Origin of the sequence: Psychroflexus gondwanensis ACAM 44 (assembly GCF_000355905.1) — a bacterium.
Taxonomy (GTDB): Bacteria; Bacteroidota; Bacteroidia; order Flavobacteriales; family Flavobacteriaceae; genus Psychroflexus; species Psychroflexus gondwanensis.
This window is the reverse complement of the sequence record NZ_APLF01000005.1, coordinates 37,650-53,068: the sequence shown is the minus strand read 5'-3', so window position 1 is coordinate 53,068 and position 15,419 is coordinate 37,650. Positions and strand designations below refer to the sequence as shown.

Genomic DNA, 15,419 nt, shown 5'->3' with positions numbered 1-15,419 from the left:
TTTTATTTTTTTCTGATATTAAAAACTTTTGATTTTATATTTTTTACCAACTTATCTAAAGGAACAGCTATAAAATCTAAATTCACAAATCCTTGATCAGTTGTTGCTCTATAGGTTAAATAAATACTCAAAGGAAAAAGAATAATGGTAGATAACCAAGATCCTAGGAATGGAGACAAACTTCCTCCTTCTGCACTATTTCCTGCAAATAACCCTATAAAATGATAGGTCAAAAACACCATAATAGCAACAACCATAGGTAATCCAAGCCCACCTTTTCTTATAATGGCTCCCAATGGAGCTCCTACGAAGAATAAAATAATGCAAGCAAAAGGCAAAGCATATTTACTGTGCATAGCCATTTCCATCTTATTCAAAAGAATTTCCTTTTGTTTAAATTGATTTTTTTTTGAAATAATCTGAGGTGTAATACTGTTGACGGAATTTGTAGCAACATTAAAAATCTGAGATCTCTGTCTGTAAGGATATTCCCAGAATAAACTATCTATGGAAAAATCTTCATATATACTGTATGGGCTATTTTTTTCTTGATCTGTACTTAAAATAGAATCTTTGCTTATTCCGTCTGCACTAGTTTGGTTGATCTTTCTTTTGCTAGAACTATCAAGCTTGGTTGCAGAATTTAAAGTCCTTTGAAGACCACTCCTTTGGTTTATTAATCTATTAAGGCGTTGTCGACCTTCCACATAATCAATTGAAAAAGAATCTAACTGAATTTTTAACTCACTTGTATTTAGCATTTTGTAAGGGTGTTTCAAACTCTCATCATCTAAATCCACATCATTGAAACCTGATAAATCTATGTTCAAAACGTATTTATCGAAGGCACTTTTTACAAAGGGAGCCTTAAGCTTTTGCTGGTAAGTTCTTGTACGGACTTCATCATAATAGTTACCATCGTACAAGACTAAAGATAAAAGACTGGAAGTTTCTGCAGATTCCAATACCCCATGATCTGCTTTTATCACCGTGTAATTTCCAACTCTGTTCTCTGATTTTTTATGAATAATAACATCGTCAAGATTACGACCGTCTGGACCACTTTTTTTATTCACTTTAATGTTGATATTTCCCATATCATTGAAGGCTCCTTCTATAATAGCCATGGATGGTTTTACTTGCGCAATATTTTTACGCATGTTCAACACCTTACCTTCAGCATAGGGAATGACAGTATTTGCAAAATAAAAAGTGACTGCACCTAGAAGCAGAATAAATACAATTAGACTTCGCATAGCTCTTTGAAGAGAAATGCCAGCCGACTTCATCGCTGCAAATTCATATTGCTCTGCAAAACTTCCAAAAGTCATGATGGACGTAAGCAAAATGGTTAACGGGAGAACCATGGGAATAAGGTTGGGAAGTAGAAAAAGTAAAAACTTCGAGATGATTTCTAAGTCGATGTCTTTACCAGCAAATTCATCAATAAACCTCCAAACCGATTGAAGAATAAAAATAAGCATCAAAATTGTAAAAACAGATAAAAATGTTTTTACAAAAGAAACTAGAATATAGCGGTCTAAAATTTTCAATACTTAATTTTTAGTCTAATTCATTGATATAATAATCCGCATATTTTGATCTTTGGAATTGAAAGTGATTAGCTGAAAGCGGTTCATTAGTTTTAAACTTAGTCACTCGGAACTCAATTTTTGTATCCTCAGGCTGAATCTGAATTAAGTTAAAAATATGCTTGGTTTGTCGATCTATTCCTAAAAGGATTTGCTTCATTTCATTTTTTGAATCCATAGGAATCAATTCCACATATTGAATTTTTCTTCCTTTTACATCTTCGATAATATCCATTTTGAAACGGTATCCTTCTTCATAGAAGGTCAACATCTTGGAAGGGGTAATTTGATCTGTATCCATTTCATCATAGGAAGAAATTGTCACTTCTTCATCTTCTGGAACAATGGTATATATTTTTTTTCCATCGAAAATTTGAGTAGTTCCCATCAAATTTAAAACATACTTATCCCCTTTTATGCTTACATCACCTCTGGTTTCTTGTTTAAGATCCTGCTCTTGATTTTCTAAAGTATAACTAAAGTCAATAACTAAGTTATCGTAAGATTCTACTTTATTAAGAACCTCTTTCACGAGCTTTTTGGCTTCAGGATCATCTTGGGCTACTATACTGTGACTCAAGAAAAGAGTAAATAAAATAAAAGTTGATAGTGCAATTTTTTTCATGGGTTATGACTTTTGTTCGTTTTTAAGTAATTCTTCTAAGGCTATAAAATCTGGAACCAAAACTTGTCTGGCTTTACTTCCTTCAAAAGGACCTACAATCCCTGCAGCCTCCAATTGATCAATAATTCTTCCAGCTCTGTTATAACCTAGTTTTAATTTTCTTTGTAAAAGAGATGCTGAACCCTGCTGTGCCGTAATAATAACTTCTGCAGCGTCTTTAAATAGCTTGTCTCTTTCTTCGATATCATTATCAACACTTATGCCAGAGTCCTCTCCAGAATACTCGGGTAATAGATAAGCATCGGGATAAGCCTTTTGTGAGCCAATAAAGTCTGTAATGCGCTCTACCTCTGGGGTGTCCACAAAAGCACACTGCAAACGTATCAAATCATTACCTTGGGTAAACAACATATCTCCTCTACCTATAAGCTGATCTGCACCTCCAGCATCTAAAATTGTTCTTGAATCAATTTTAGATGTAACTCTAAATGCCATTCTGGCGGGGAAGTTGGCTTTTATCATTCCAGTAATAACATTCACAGAAGGTCTTTGGGTGGCGATAATTAAGTGTATTCCTATGGCTCTTGCCAATTGGGCCAATCTTGCGATTGGCGTTTCTACCTCTTTACCAGCAGTCATGATTAAATCTGCAAATTCATCGACGACTAACACGATATAAGGAAGGAATTTATGTCCATTTTCTGGATTTAATTTTCTAGCCTTAAATTTTGTATTGTATTCTTTAATGTTTCTCACCATCGCATCTTTAAGGAGATCATATCGATTGTCCATCTCAATGCACAGCGAGTTTAAAGTGTTGATCACTTTTGTATTATCGGTTATAATAGCTTCTTCTGTATCTGGAAGTTTTGCTAAATAATGTCTTTCAATTTTATTAAAAAGCGTTAATTCTACTTTCTTAGGATCCACTAAAATAAATTTCACCTCAGCAGGATGTTTTTGATAAAGAAGTGAAGTTAAAATTACATTTAATCCAACCGACTTACCTTGCCCAGTTGCACCAGCCATAAGCAAGTGAGGCATTTTAGCAAGATCTACTGTGTAGGTTTCATTGGAAATAGTTTTACCCATGGCAATTGGTAGCTCCATTTCTGCATTTTGGAATTTATTGGAGGCTACAACAGATCGCATAGGCACAACCGATGGATTTTGATTAGGAACTTCTATTCCTATGGTGCCTCGACCTGGAATTGGAGCTATAATCCTTATACCAAGGGCCGAGAGCGATAAGGCGATGTCGTCTTCAAGGTTTTTAATTTTTGAAATTCGGATGCCCGCTTCGGGAACAATCTCATATAAAGTTACCGTAGGACCTACTGTAGCTTTAATCTGAGCAATTTCAATTTTATAATTCTTAAGCGTGTCTACAATCTTATTTTTGTTTTGCTCCAATTCTTTTTGATCGATAGTAATTCCACGACCAGAATTGTAATCCTTAAGCAAATCTATACTAGGAAATTGATAGTTTGCAAGTTCCAAAGTAGGATCAAATTCACCAAAATCTTCAACAAGTTTTCGACTCAATTGATCGGTTTCCTCCTCATCTTCAGCGGTTTCTACTTCCATTTCAACATCGTCTTCAGCTTCAGACTTTATAACAATTTTCTCTTTTTCTTCTTTGGACTCGTTTGGAGTTTTCTCACTATAAGAGTTTTCAATTTCTACATCTTTATCTACATTAAGCTCTTTTGTAGAGTCTTGATTATTTTTATGAGTAGCAATTTCAACCTCTTTAGTCATATCTTTTGAAGCAGTTTTACGATGGAATTCCACTTCAGAAACCTCATCTTTCACTTGTTTCTTTTGCTTTGTGTACGATTTTGACAAAGCATCTGGAGTGAGGTGCAATCTAGAAACCAAATAAATGATTAACATAAAAATCAAAATAAGTGTAACTCCGAGTTTACCGACATAATCTTGAAGAAAATCGTTCAGTTCAAAGCCAACTACTCCTCCTAAAATTGGGTTGGAAGAGGCGAAAAATCCTAAAAGGAGTGAAAACCATAGAATGAGATATGCTCCCCAAAACCACAAAGTTCTCAATTTAAATAATTTTAGATTCAAGAATAAGTACATCCCGGTAACGAAGAGCATGACGGGAAGACTCAGGACAGCTATACCAAAGCCTTTGTAAATAAATGAATGACTTATATAAGCTCCGAATTTATTGAGCCAATTATTAGAAGATTCAGTTCTATCTAAGGCATCAGCCATTAAAGATTGATCTGCTTGCCAATTGAAGAAATAAGAAACGAAAGAAATGAATAATCCTATGGCAAATAGAATAAGGAAGCTCCCGAAAATAATTTTGGTTCGCTTAGAAACCTTGAGTTTAGCCTTAGGTTTAGTTTGTTTAGTCTTGGACTTGGTAGGACGTTTAGTTTTGGTCATAGAGTTATTATCGTACGAGACAAAAATACAAATATTAAACGCTTAAACTAATCAAAATAGTGCGACTAAATAAGGAATATAAATCACCAAAGCTATAACCAATGCAAATAGACCTGCAATCAAGACTGCCCCTGCTGCAAGATCTTTCACTTTTGCAATAGCTTTATCCTGATGAGGCTGGACAAAATCGGCTAACTCTTCTATAGCAGTGTTTAGTCCTTCTAGACCTAAAACCAGTGCCATAATACCCAGTTGAGCTAACCATTCTGCTTTATTAATTTCAAAATAAAAGCCAGCTAAAATAGCTAAAAGGCAGCCTAAAAGTTGGTACTTAAAACTGTCTTCTTTTAAAACCAATATCCACAAACCTTTAGAAGCAAAGACAAGGGATTTTAGGCGTTCACCTATTATTTTCTTACTAAACATTCATTTACTAACCTAATTGATTACGGGGAACTAAAATAGGCACAAATAAAAAAAGAAACAGAACATCTAGTTTCTTTTTTTAATCTAAGATTGAGATGGACTTTATTTATCTATAGAACCTAAAACTCTTTGTGCAAAAGTATTGGCTGCATCTTTTTCTGACATGCCTTCTTTAACCATCTTATCCATTTCTATGGCACCGGCGATATTAGTTATAATCTCACCTACAATATCCATTTCTTCTTCTTTAACGGATCTGTGTTCACAAAAAGATTCTAAAACTTCAATAGTGTGCTCTAATTTCTGAGCATCATTGTTCTTCTGAAAATGTTTAATTACTGGTAACTTCATCTACTAATTCTTTTAAAGATTCAAATTTATTCGTTTGAACTTGATTTTTAAATTCTCCATTTTTAAATGTCGCAAAGGTTGGCAAGTTATCCACATTCGCCAATTTTCTAGATTCAGGGTATTTTTCTGCATCTACTATGATAAAAGGAATTCCCTCATTTTCGCTTGCTAATTTCTTAAATTTTGGCTTCATCAATCTGCAATTCCCACACCAAGTTGCTGAATATTGCACAACAACTATGTCGTTATTTTTTAAAGAATCTGCTAAATTATCTTGATCTAATTCTTGAAACATAATTTATGATTTTAAGTTAAGCTAGACCTCGTAAGGCCTAGCCAAAATTATTTTAGTTGCTAGATAAATAAGAAGAAACTCCTTTTCTATCTGCTTTCATGCTTTCTTTACCTTCTTCCCAGTTTGCAGGACAAACTTCTCCATGTTTCTGTACGTGAGTATACGCATCAATCATTCTTATAAATTCATTGACGTTACGCCCTACAGGAAAGAAATTCACACCTTCGTGAAATACCATTCCATCTTCGTCGATTAGATATGTTGCTCTGTAAGTAACATTATCTCCATCTACTGTAAGGTGTCCATCCTCATCGTCATATCTTTCGTTGGTGATGTCTAGTATACCTAATCTAGAGCTTAAATTTCTATTAGAATCTGAAATAATTGGGTATGTAACACCTTCAATACCTCCATCATCTTTAGGGGTATTCAACCAAGCAAAATGAACCTCTGCAGTATCACAAGATGCTCCTATTACAATGGTATTTTTTTTCTCAAATTCTGGTAAAGCGTCTTGAAATGCGTGTAATTCCGTTGGACACACGTACGTAAAATCTTTAGGATACCAGAAAAGCACTATTTTTTTATTTTCTTTTTTTGCTTTTTCTAAAATATTAATTTCAAAAGTATCGCCCATTTCATCGATGGCATTAACTTTTAAATCTGGAAATTTTTTTCCTACTATTGACATATTGTTCAGTTTTTATTTGTTATTAATTTCAGTACAAAAATATAACATAAGGTAGATTTTAACGTGGAAGTTTTAACATCTATTCTTATAGCTAGATAAGTTTAGTCTATAGTCAGAATTTTCTCTAATGGTCTGAAGAAAATGCCATTAATAGATCCTGCTTTAGATCTTGAGTATCTTCAATACCTACAGAAAAACGTATAAGGTTAGATTTAATACCTTGAGCATGCCGTTCTTCTGCCGTCAACAAAGAGTGAGATGTTTTTTCTGGAGACAAAACCGTACTCTCCACTCCTCCTAAGCTCAAGACGTTTTTAATCATTTTTAAAGAGTCAAAGAATTTGACAGTATCGCGCTTTTCATTTAATTCGAAAGATAGCATTCCCCCAAAGCCCAACATTTGGTCTTTAGCCAATTGGTGCTCAGGATGTGATTCTAAGCCTGGATAATAAACTTTGTCTACAAAATCAGAATTCTCAAGAAACACTGCCATATCCATAGCATTTTGAGTTTGCTGCTTAACTCTTAGGTTAAGCGTTTTCATACTTCGCTCAAGTAACCATACAGTTTGATCTGCGAGACTTCCTCCAAAATTCTTGGCTTTAGAAAATACTTTATTCATAATGGCTTCCGAAGATGCTACAGCGCCAGCCGTAATGTCGCTATGGCCCCCAAGATATTTTGTGGCACTGTGTATAACGATATCAATTCCAAGATCGAGTGGTCTCTGATTAATAGGACTGGCGAATGTATTATCGGCCATTGTCAAGATACCTTTTTCCTTTGCAAATTTAGATACTAATTTAATATCTGTGATTTCCAATAAGGGATTTGAAGGAGTTTCTATATAAAGTAATTTAGTTTCAGGTTTTATAGTAGACTCCAAGAGTGTCCAATTATTAACGTCGATGAAATCGTACGTAATTCCATAACGATGACATTCTTCAACAATAAAATTACGAGTTCCCCCATAAATCTGATTTTGAAGGATAACGTGATCACCAGATTCTAGTACACTCAACATAGCTGTAGTGATTGCTGCCATACCACTACCAAATATAAGAGCAGACTCAGCATGCTCCAATTCAGCTATTTTTTTAGCTAAATAATATTGATTGGGACTATTAAAATATCTGGGATAAATAGAAGTTTCTAAACCCTCATAAGCATAAGCTGTAGACATATAGAGTGGAGAAACAGCTCCTTTATAGGTGGTATCTTCTACTTCACCACTATGAACACAAATTGTATTTAAGCCTTTTTGCATTTTCTTTTTTTTCTCAAATTTAATCGGTTTACCCGTAACTTTAAACTGAGAGTAGTTTAATTTTAGGATTAACACTTTTTTATATATTTACAACTATGGAACATTTATTTATAAATATCGAATCTCTTTTACAAGTAAGGGAACCTGGAGGCAAAATTCTGAAAGGTGAAAGTATGTTGAATCTCCCTAAAATAGACAATGCATTTTTGCACATAAAAAAAGATAAAATTTTAGATTACGGATCTATGAGTTCTGCTCCTGAAACAAGTGCGGCTAAAGTTATAGATTGTAGCGGTAAGTTTATTTTACCCACTTGGGTAGATTCACATACGCATTTAGTCTATTCTGGACATAGAGAAGACGAATTTGCAGATAGAATTGAAGGCTTATCTTATGAGGATATCGCTCAAAAAGGTGGAGGAATTCTCAATTCTGCAAAAAAGTTACAAGCGACTAGTTTTGAAAAATTATACGTTGAAACAGAAGTAAGGCTAAAGGAAATCATGCAGTTAGGGACTGGTGCTGTTGAGATCAAATCTGGATACGGACTAACTGCGGATGCTGAGCTAAAAATGTTGAAGGTTATCAAAGCCTTAAAAGATAATTATACACTTCCAATTAAAGCAACATTCCTTGCCGCTCATGCTGTTCCTAAAGAGTATAAAGATCAAAAAGATGCTTATGTAGACATGGTTATTGATACTATATTACCCAGAGTTGCTGAAGAAGGTTTAGCTGATTATATTGACGTTTTCTGTGAAAAAGGCTATTTTGATTTAAAGGATACGGAACGATTGATAAAAGCTGGCAAAAAATATAACTTAAAAGCTAAAATACACGTCAACCAATTTAATAGTTTTGGAGGAGTAAAATTAGCTACAGAGCTTGGCGCACATACAGTAGATCACCTAGAAGAATTAACTGAAGATGATATTATGGCCTTAAAAGAGGGAGATACCATTCCTGTGGCTTTACCAGGATGCTCTTTCTTTTTGGAAATCCCTTATACTCCTGGTAGACAAATCATTGATAATAATCTACCTTTAGTCTTAGCTACCGATTTTAATCCCGGGAGTTCACCCTCAGGAAATATGAATTTTATTGTTGCCTTAGCTTGTATTAAAATGAAACTCACCCCAGAAGAGGCTATAAATGCAGCCACATTTAATGCTTCTTTTGCTTTGGGCTTACAAGATAAAGTAGGAAGTATTACTCGAGGAAAACTAGCTAACTTTATCATTACCAAAAAAATTCCATCTTATCGTACCCTTCCCTACGCGTTTGGTTCTAACTGTATTGAAAGCGTTTGGATTTCTGGACAACCTATTTCTTAATCTATGGAAAATTTTACTTTTTTTAATACCTCAGATATTTCTAAGCTCATTCAACATAGAGAAAACGAAACCAAGTTTGGAGAAGGGGTTGAAACGGTTTCAGAACTTAATCAACTTGCTGAATGTGATGCTGAATATGTTTTATTTGGAATACCAGAAGATCTTGGAGTTATGGCCAATTTTGGGAAACCAGGAACTTCAAAAACATTTCAACATGTTTTATCTTCCTTATTGAATATTCAAAATAATAAATTCAATCGTCCAAACAACCTTATTCTCCTTGGCCAAATAAATTGTGATGGTTTTTATGAAGAAGCAGAAGCTTTAGATCCTAAAGCTGAAAATTATAGAAATCAATTAGGAGACATTGTTAGCAAAATAGACAATGTGGTAACTGCAGTAGTAAAAACTATCATAGAGTCGGGCAAAACTCCTATTGTAATTGGAGGTGGTCACAATAACTGCTATGGCATTATAAAGGGAACTTCTAAGGCTTTAGAAAACCCTATAAATGTTTTAAATATCGATGCCCACACCGATTTGAGAGCCCCAGATTACAGGCATAGTGGCAATGGTTTTAGGTATGCCCTTGAGGAAAATTATTTAAATAAATACCATGTGTTTGGTCTGCATAAGAATTATACGTCACAAGAAATTTTTGACTTTATGGATCACAAAAAGGGCCTCAATTATTTTCTATACGAAGATGGCTTACACCTTACCACACTCGATAAATGCATCAGGCTAAAAAGCGGAGTCGATTTTTTAAATAGAGAGTTTGGTTTCGAATTGGATTGTGATGCTATTGGCGGAATGAATTCTAGCGCAGAAACACCGTCTGGATTTAGCATTAGAGACATTAGAACCTTCATTAGGCTCATCAAAAAAGAACAAGTTCATTACTTTCACATATGTGAAGCGGATGCTTCAAAAGATAAAACTATAGGAAAGGCTATAAGTTATTTTATTTCTGATTTTATAAGAGATGAAGATTAATTATTGAAGATTTATATTCAATCCAAAAAAACTTGAGCTTGCTGCTCTATTAAACTGTGCGTAAGAATAGCTAAATCTCAATTTGTTAAATTTAATGCTCACTCCTCCTGTAAGTCCAGAAAACGCTCTTTGATCTTGTATTCTCAACTCTTCACCTCTTCTGAAATTATAGCCCAGTTGAATGCTAAATCCTCCATCAGGAAATAGTTCTGCACCAAGTATAGTATGTCTAAGTGCGTTATTGATAAAACTAGGATCGTCTGCAGTTACGTTTCCAGTTAAATCCTCAATATCTCTCGCAGTGTTTCGAAATGCAAGATCCCATTGTTGCAAGTTTTCTAAAGTAACGTGCCATCGGATTGGTGCTTTTTTTAGTTTTTGGGAAATTCCTAGAACAACTTCAAAGGGCATTGATTCCCTTACATCGTTAAAGGCTTTAAATTGAGTTCCGAAATTCCTCACAACACCAGAAATGATTAAATCCCATTCTGGATAAATGTAACTCACCCCTACGTCTACGGCTCCAGCAAAGGACGAGTATTGCTCTAAACTAGAGGAGATGAGTTTAAGATTCCCCCCCACGTAATAATCAGACCTGCCAATTCGCCTAGAATATCCTACGGATAATGCAGCTTCAGACCCACCAAATTCTGAGGTAGAATTTCCAGCTTCATCGAATCCTTCAAAACTCCCGTAATCAATAAAGGTCACTCCAGCTTGGATGATTTGGGTTCTTCTACCAACATCATAAGCGTAAGAGGCAGTTCCATAATTGACATCTGCAAAATAGTTCATGTAGTTCACAGACATTTGATTGTGCATATCAAAATTGATTAAAGCTGGATTTGCCATTGCATTTGAAGGGTCGAATGAATAGGAGGTAATATTTTTTCCCCCAAGAGCTGAAACTTTTGGAGAAACAGGCAGGTTTAAAAATTGGTAGGTGTTTTGACCACCAATTTGGGCCTTAGTAGACCAAGTTACACTGCCAATAAATAGTAAGAAAAGTAGTTTGAATCTCATTAAAGTCTATACTGCTCAGTATTGAAACGTTTTGCAATGTAATTTATTTTGAAATAAATCAACCATAAAAAAACCAGATGATTCATTCATCTGGTTTTCAAAATTTAAGCTAGTGTAAACTATAAAATTTTAGCGTCCTTTACCTTTTGCTTCAGAAGAGCTAAATCTAGAACTTCGTGCATCTCACTTACATAATTAATTTTGAGTCCCTTGAGGTAGTCTTCTTTGATTTCCTCAATATCCTTGCGATTATCTTCACATAAAATAATCTCTTTAATTTTAGCTCGCTTAGCTGCAAGAATCTTCTCTTTTATACCACCAACAGGAAGCACCTTACCTCTTAAAGTGATTTCTCCCGTCATGGCTAAATTCTTTTTGATTTTACGCTGAGTAAATAGTGAAACTAAAGAAGTTAACATCGTTATACCAGCACTAGGTCCGTCTTTTGGAGTTGCGCCTTCAGGAACGTGAATATGGACGTTATAATTGGTGAAAATATCTGAATTTAAATCAAATTTTTCAGCATTGGATTTTATGTATTCCATGGCAATAGTGGCAGACTCTTTCATCACTTTACCCAAATTACCTGTGATGCTAAGGTTTCCTTTCCCTTTAGATAAAATCGACTCTATAAATAAGATTTCACCACCTACACTAGTCCAGGCTAATCCTGTGACGACTCCAGCGACATCATTATTTTCATAAGAATTTCGTGGACGGGAAGGTCCTAATATTTTTTCGACAGCTTCACTGGAGACTTTAACGTCATAGTCCTCTTCCATCGCAATGTTTTTAGCAATGTTCCTAACCACTTTAGCTACCTGTTTTTCAAGATTTCTCACACCCGATTCTCTGGTGTAACCGTCTATTATTTTTTCAAGTTGCTGTTTTCCTAGTTTGATATCTTCACTTTTGATACCATGTTCGGAAATTTGTTTAGGCAATAAATGGCGTTTAGCAATTTCAATTTTTTCCTCCACTGTATATCCATTCACGTTTATAATTTCCATCCTATCTCTTAAAGCAGGGTGAATTGTTGCAAGATTGTTGGACGTTGCAACGAACATGACTTTGGATAAATCGTAACCAACTTCCAAAAAGTTATCATGAAAATCGTTATTTTGTTCAGGATCTAATACTTCTAGCAAGGCAGAGGAAGGGTCTCCTTGGTGACTATTTCCTATTTTGTCGATTTCATCTAAAACGAAAACAGGATTACCAGTACCAGCCTTTTTAAGACTCTGTATAATTCGACCTGGCATTGCTCCAATATAGGTTTTTCGATGTCCGCGTATTTCAGCTTCGTCTCTTAACCCCCCAAGAGAAACTCTAGCATATTTTCTTCCCAAAGCTTCTGCGATAGACTTACCTAGAGAGGTTTTTCCTACACCAGGAGGGCCATAAAGACAGAGAATTGGGGATTTCATGTCTTTTCGCAATTTCAGAACAGCAAGGTATTCTATAATTCTCCGCTTAACATCGTCTAATCCGTAGTGATCTCGATCCAGAACTTTCTGGGCTCGTTTCAAATCGAAAATATCGTCGCTATAATGGTCCCAAGGAAGATCCAGAAATAAATCTAGATAATTCCGCTGAATGGAATATTCAGCTACTTGAGGATTCATTTTTTGGAGCTTAGTCAATTCTTTATTGAAATGGGTCTCAACTGTTTCTTTCCAAACTTTTGTTTTAGCACGTTCGCGCATGTCATCTAGTTCCCCTTCAGAAGAAACCCCACCCAATTCTTCTTGAATAGTTTTCATCTGTTGGTGAAGAAAATATTCACGCTGTTGCTGACTCATGTCATTTTGTACCTTTGACTGTATGTCATTCTTTAACTCGAGTTTTTGAAACTCAAGATTCATATATTTCAAGGTGGAAAGCGCTCTTTCTTTTAGATCACTGGTTTCCAACAGTTTTTGTTTATCCTCAACATCCACATTCATATTGGAGGAAACAAAATTGATTAGAAATGAAGAACTCTCAATATTTTTGATTGCAAAGGAAGCCTCTGAAGGAATATTTGGGCTGTCCTTTATAATTCTTAAAGAAAGGTCTTTTACTGAATCTATAATAGTTTCGAATTCGTTGTCGTTAGACTCCGGCTTAAGTTCTTCGAATTCTTCAATTTTACATCTTAAATACGGTTGATCACTAACGGGTTCTGTAATCTTAAACCGTTTTTTTCCTTGTATGATGACTGTTGTGTTACCATCTGGCATTTTTAAAACCCTTAGGATTCTTGCCACTACTCCTACTTTATGAATATCTGCATAGGAAGGGTGCTCTTCATCATCATTGGTTTGTGCTACGACACCAATAGTTTTGTTTCCGTTATTTGCATCGTTAATCAACTTTATAGATTTATCTCTCCCAGCTGTAATGGGGATTACAACTCCTGGAAATAACACTGTATTCTTAAGAGGAAGTATAGGTAAATCATCGGGGAGTTCCTCTCGATTTATTTCTTCTTCGTCTTCAGAAGTCATTAGGGGTATAAGCTCAGCATCTTCGTCTATGTTCTGAGATGATAAATTATCTAAATTAAATAGTCCTGATTTCGCCATAATTATTTTTTTGTCAAAATGTCAGTCACAACTGACTCGTCTTCTTTTTTTATTCGGATTTATTCGGAAAAGACTGATTCCCAATAGAAATTATCCTTCTTCTCTTAGGGGTTCAATTCCTATGCCACGCTAAATTACTAGTATTTATAGTTTTGTTTTTGTAGTCTATTAAAATTAGTCGAAATTTACCTTTTGATTAGAAATTATGACCACAAACCAACAATTTGATCAAGTAATGGAGACCTGCAGAGATCTCTTTGAAAAGAAAACTAAAGATTACGGAACAGCTTGGAGAATTCTTAGACTTTCATCACTGACCGATCAGATTTATATAAAAGCATGCAGAATACGAAGTTTACAAGAAGCTACGGAGCAAAAGATTGAAGAAAATGAGGATTCAGAGTTTATTGGAATTATCAACTATTCCTTAATGGCCATGATTCAAATTGAACTTGGTTTTGCCGATAAAGCCGATTTAACGAGTGAAAAAGCTTTGACTCATTACAACGTACAGGTCAAAAAATCGAAAGATTTAATGATTGATAAAAACCATGATTATGGTGAGGCTTGGAGGAAACTCAGAGTCAGTTCACTAACGGATCTAATCCTTCAAAAATTATTGCGCATCAAGCAAATTGAAGATAATCAAGGTCAAACTTTGGTAAGCGAAGGTATAGAAGCAAATTATCTCGATATTATCAATTATTCCGTATTTGCTTTAATTCATTTGAACTCAAAACAAAATTAAATGAAATATCTAGTAGGTTTATCAAGGATTCTGGTTGGTGCTTTGTTTATATTCAGTGGATTTGTAAAGCTGAATGACCCGATTGGGTTTTCTTACAAGCTTCAAGAATATTTTGGTGAAGGGGTTTTAAACCTTGAATTTCTAATACCTTATGCACTAGTAATTGCCATTTTTATTGTCATTTATGAGTTGCTTTTAGGAGTGACTCTTCTTATAGGATATGCTCCAAAATTTACGAAATGGAGTTTATTACTCATGATTTTATTTTTCACTTTCCTTACTTTTTATTCAGCTTATTTCAATAAAGTCACCGATTGTGGATGCTTTGGGGATGCCATTCCATTAACACCTTGGCAATCCTTTGGAAAAGACATCATCTTACTTGTTCTTATCTTAATTCTGTTTTTAAATGACAACTACCTAAAACCATTATTCAACAAAGCTTCTTTAAAATGGGTTGTATTTGCTACTGCTGTAGCTTGTCTGTATTTTGCTTACCATGTGTTGATGCACTTGCCTGCTATCGATTTTAGAGCCTATTCTAAAGGAACCAACATTCCTGAAGCGATGTCCTTTCCTGACGATGCACAAGAGGCTGTATACAAATACCAATGGACGTTTGAGGAAAATGGTGTTTCAAAAGTGTATACGACTAACGGAAGTTATCCCGATGTCTCAGGAGAATTTATAAATGTGAATACAGAGCTAATAACTGAAGGTTATACCCCTCCTATCAATGACTTTTCATTGATGAGAGATGGTGAAGACTTTACAGAATCATTAATGGAAGAAGATAAACTACTTATTATAGTTGCTTATAATTTTTCAAAAACTGAACTTGAGGGTTGGGCTAAAATTCAGTCAGCATTATTAAAAGCTAAAGCAGAAAATTATAAAATCATTGGATTGACTGCTTCTGGACTTTCAGCTATTTCTACATTAAAATCTGAATATGCTCTTGATTTTGACTTCTATTTTGCTGATGAAACCGCTATTAAAACCATTATAAGGGCAAGTCCAGGCTTAGTGAAAATTGAAAAAGGGACTATCGTAGACAAGCTACATTGGAACGATGCCGATGATTTTTAAAAT

Annotated in this window: 14 protein-coding genes; 4 read left to right on the top strand and 10 right to left on the bottom strand. The window is 34.8% G+C overall.

Annotated features, from left to right (window positions below; genetic code table 11):
* Window positions 1-2 precede the first annotated feature (2 nt).
* From PGOND44_RS05915 to PGOND44_RS05880, 8 genes are all read right to left on the bottom strand, one after another.
* On the bottom strand, window positions 3-1,553 hold the full coding sequence (locus tag PGOND44_RS05915; protein ID WP_003438366.1) for an LptF/LptG family permease: 1,551 nt from the start codon (window positions 1,551-1,553) through the stop codon (window positions 3-5).
* 10 nt (window positions 1,554-1,563) lie between these two features.
* Entirely contained in the window at window positions 1,564-2,217 is a 654-nt protein-coding gene (locus PGOND44_RS05910; protein ID WP_003438364.1) for a LolA family protein, read from the bottom strand.
* Between the two features lie 3 nt (window positions 2,218-2,220).
* Window positions 2,221-4,629: a DNA translocase FtsK gene (locus PGOND44_RS05905; RefSeq protein ID WP_003438362.1), complete on the bottom strand. Its 2,409-nt coding sequence runs from the start codon at window positions 4,627-4,629 to the stop codon at window positions 2,221-2,223.
* A 51-nt stretch (window positions 4,630-4,680) separates the two neighbouring features.
* Entirely contained in the window at window positions 4,681-5,055 is a 375-nt protein-coding gene (locus tag PGOND44_RS05900; RefSeq protein ID WP_003438358.1) for a diacylglycerol kinase family protein, read from the bottom strand.
* Window positions 5,056-5,157: 102 nt separating this feature from the next.
* Window positions 5,158-5,406 (bottom strand): DUF6952 family protein, encoded by a 249-nt coding sequence (locus PGOND44_RS05895; RefSeq protein ID WP_003438355.1) that lies wholly within the window; start codon window positions 5,404-5,406, stop codon window positions 5,158-5,160.
* The gene (locus PGOND44_RS05890) at window positions 5,387-5,701 is read right to left on the bottom strand and encodes a thioredoxin family protein (RefSeq protein WP_003438352.1); all 315 of its coding nucleotides are present in this window, start codon (window positions 5,699-5,701) and stop codon (window positions 5,387-5,389) included. The genes PGOND44_RS05895 and PGOND44_RS05890 overlap by 20 nt, the downstream gene beginning before the upstream one ends.
* Before the next feature lie 52 nt (window positions 5,702-5,753).
* The gene (locus PGOND44_RS05885) at window positions 5,754-6,392 is read right to left on the bottom strand and encodes a peroxiredoxin (protein WP_003438349.1); all 639 of its coding nucleotides are present in this window, start codon (window positions 6,390-6,392) and stop codon (window positions 5,754-5,756) included.
* A gap of 124 nt (window positions 6,393-6,516) precedes the next feature.
* Window positions 6,517-7,659 (bottom strand): trans-sulfuration enzyme family protein, encoded by a 1,143-nt coding sequence (locus PGOND44_RS05880; protein WP_003438346.1) that lies wholly within the window; start codon window positions 7,657-7,659, stop codon window positions 6,517-6,519.
* A gap of 95 nt (window positions 7,660-7,754) precedes the next feature.
* Between PGOND44_RS05880 and hutI the strand changes: the two genes are divergently transcribed.
* A complete protein-coding gene (gene hutI / locus PGOND44_RS05875) occupies window positions 7,755-8,993 on the top strand; it encodes an imidazolonepropionase (RefSeq protein ID WP_003438343.1) in 1,239 nt (412 codons plus the stop codon).
* A gap of 3 nt (window positions 8,994-8,996) precedes the next feature.
* The gene (locus tag PGOND44_RS05870) at window positions 8,997-9,989 is read left to right on the top strand and encodes a formimidoylglutamase (protein WP_003438340.1); all 993 of its coding nucleotides are present in this window, start codon (window positions 8,997-8,999) and stop codon (window positions 9,987-9,989) included.
* On the opposite strand, the gene porQ is transcribed toward PGOND44_RS05870, so the two are convergent.
* Together porQ and lon are read right to left on the bottom strand one after the other, a co-directional pair.
* A complete protein-coding gene (porQ, locus tag PGOND44_RS05865; RefSeq protein ID WP_003438338.1) occupies window positions 9,990-11,012 on the bottom strand; it encodes a type IX secretion system protein PorQ in 1,023 nt (340 codons plus the stop codon).
* Window positions 11,013-11,131: 119 nt separating this feature from the next.
* Window positions 11,132-13,579, bottom strand: a complete 2,448-nt coding sequence (lon, locus tag PGOND44_RS05860) for an endopeptidase La (protein ID WP_003438335.1) — start codon at window positions 13,577-13,579, stop codon at window positions 11,132-11,134.
* A 205-nt stretch (window positions 13,580-13,784) separates the two neighbouring features.
* Here lon and PGOND44_RS05855 point away from each other — a divergent pair, with 205 nt between their 5' ends.
* Entirely contained in the window at window positions 13,785-14,327 is a 543-nt protein-coding gene (locus PGOND44_RS05855) for a DUF1599 domain-containing protein (RefSeq protein ID WP_003438331.1), read from the top strand.
* On the top strand, window positions 14,328-15,416 hold the full coding sequence (locus PGOND44_RS05850) for a BT_3928 family protein (protein WP_003438327.1): 1,089 nt from the start codon (window positions 14,328-14,330) through the stop codon (window positions 15,414-15,416).
* Window positions 15,417-15,419: the final 3 nt, after the last annotated feature.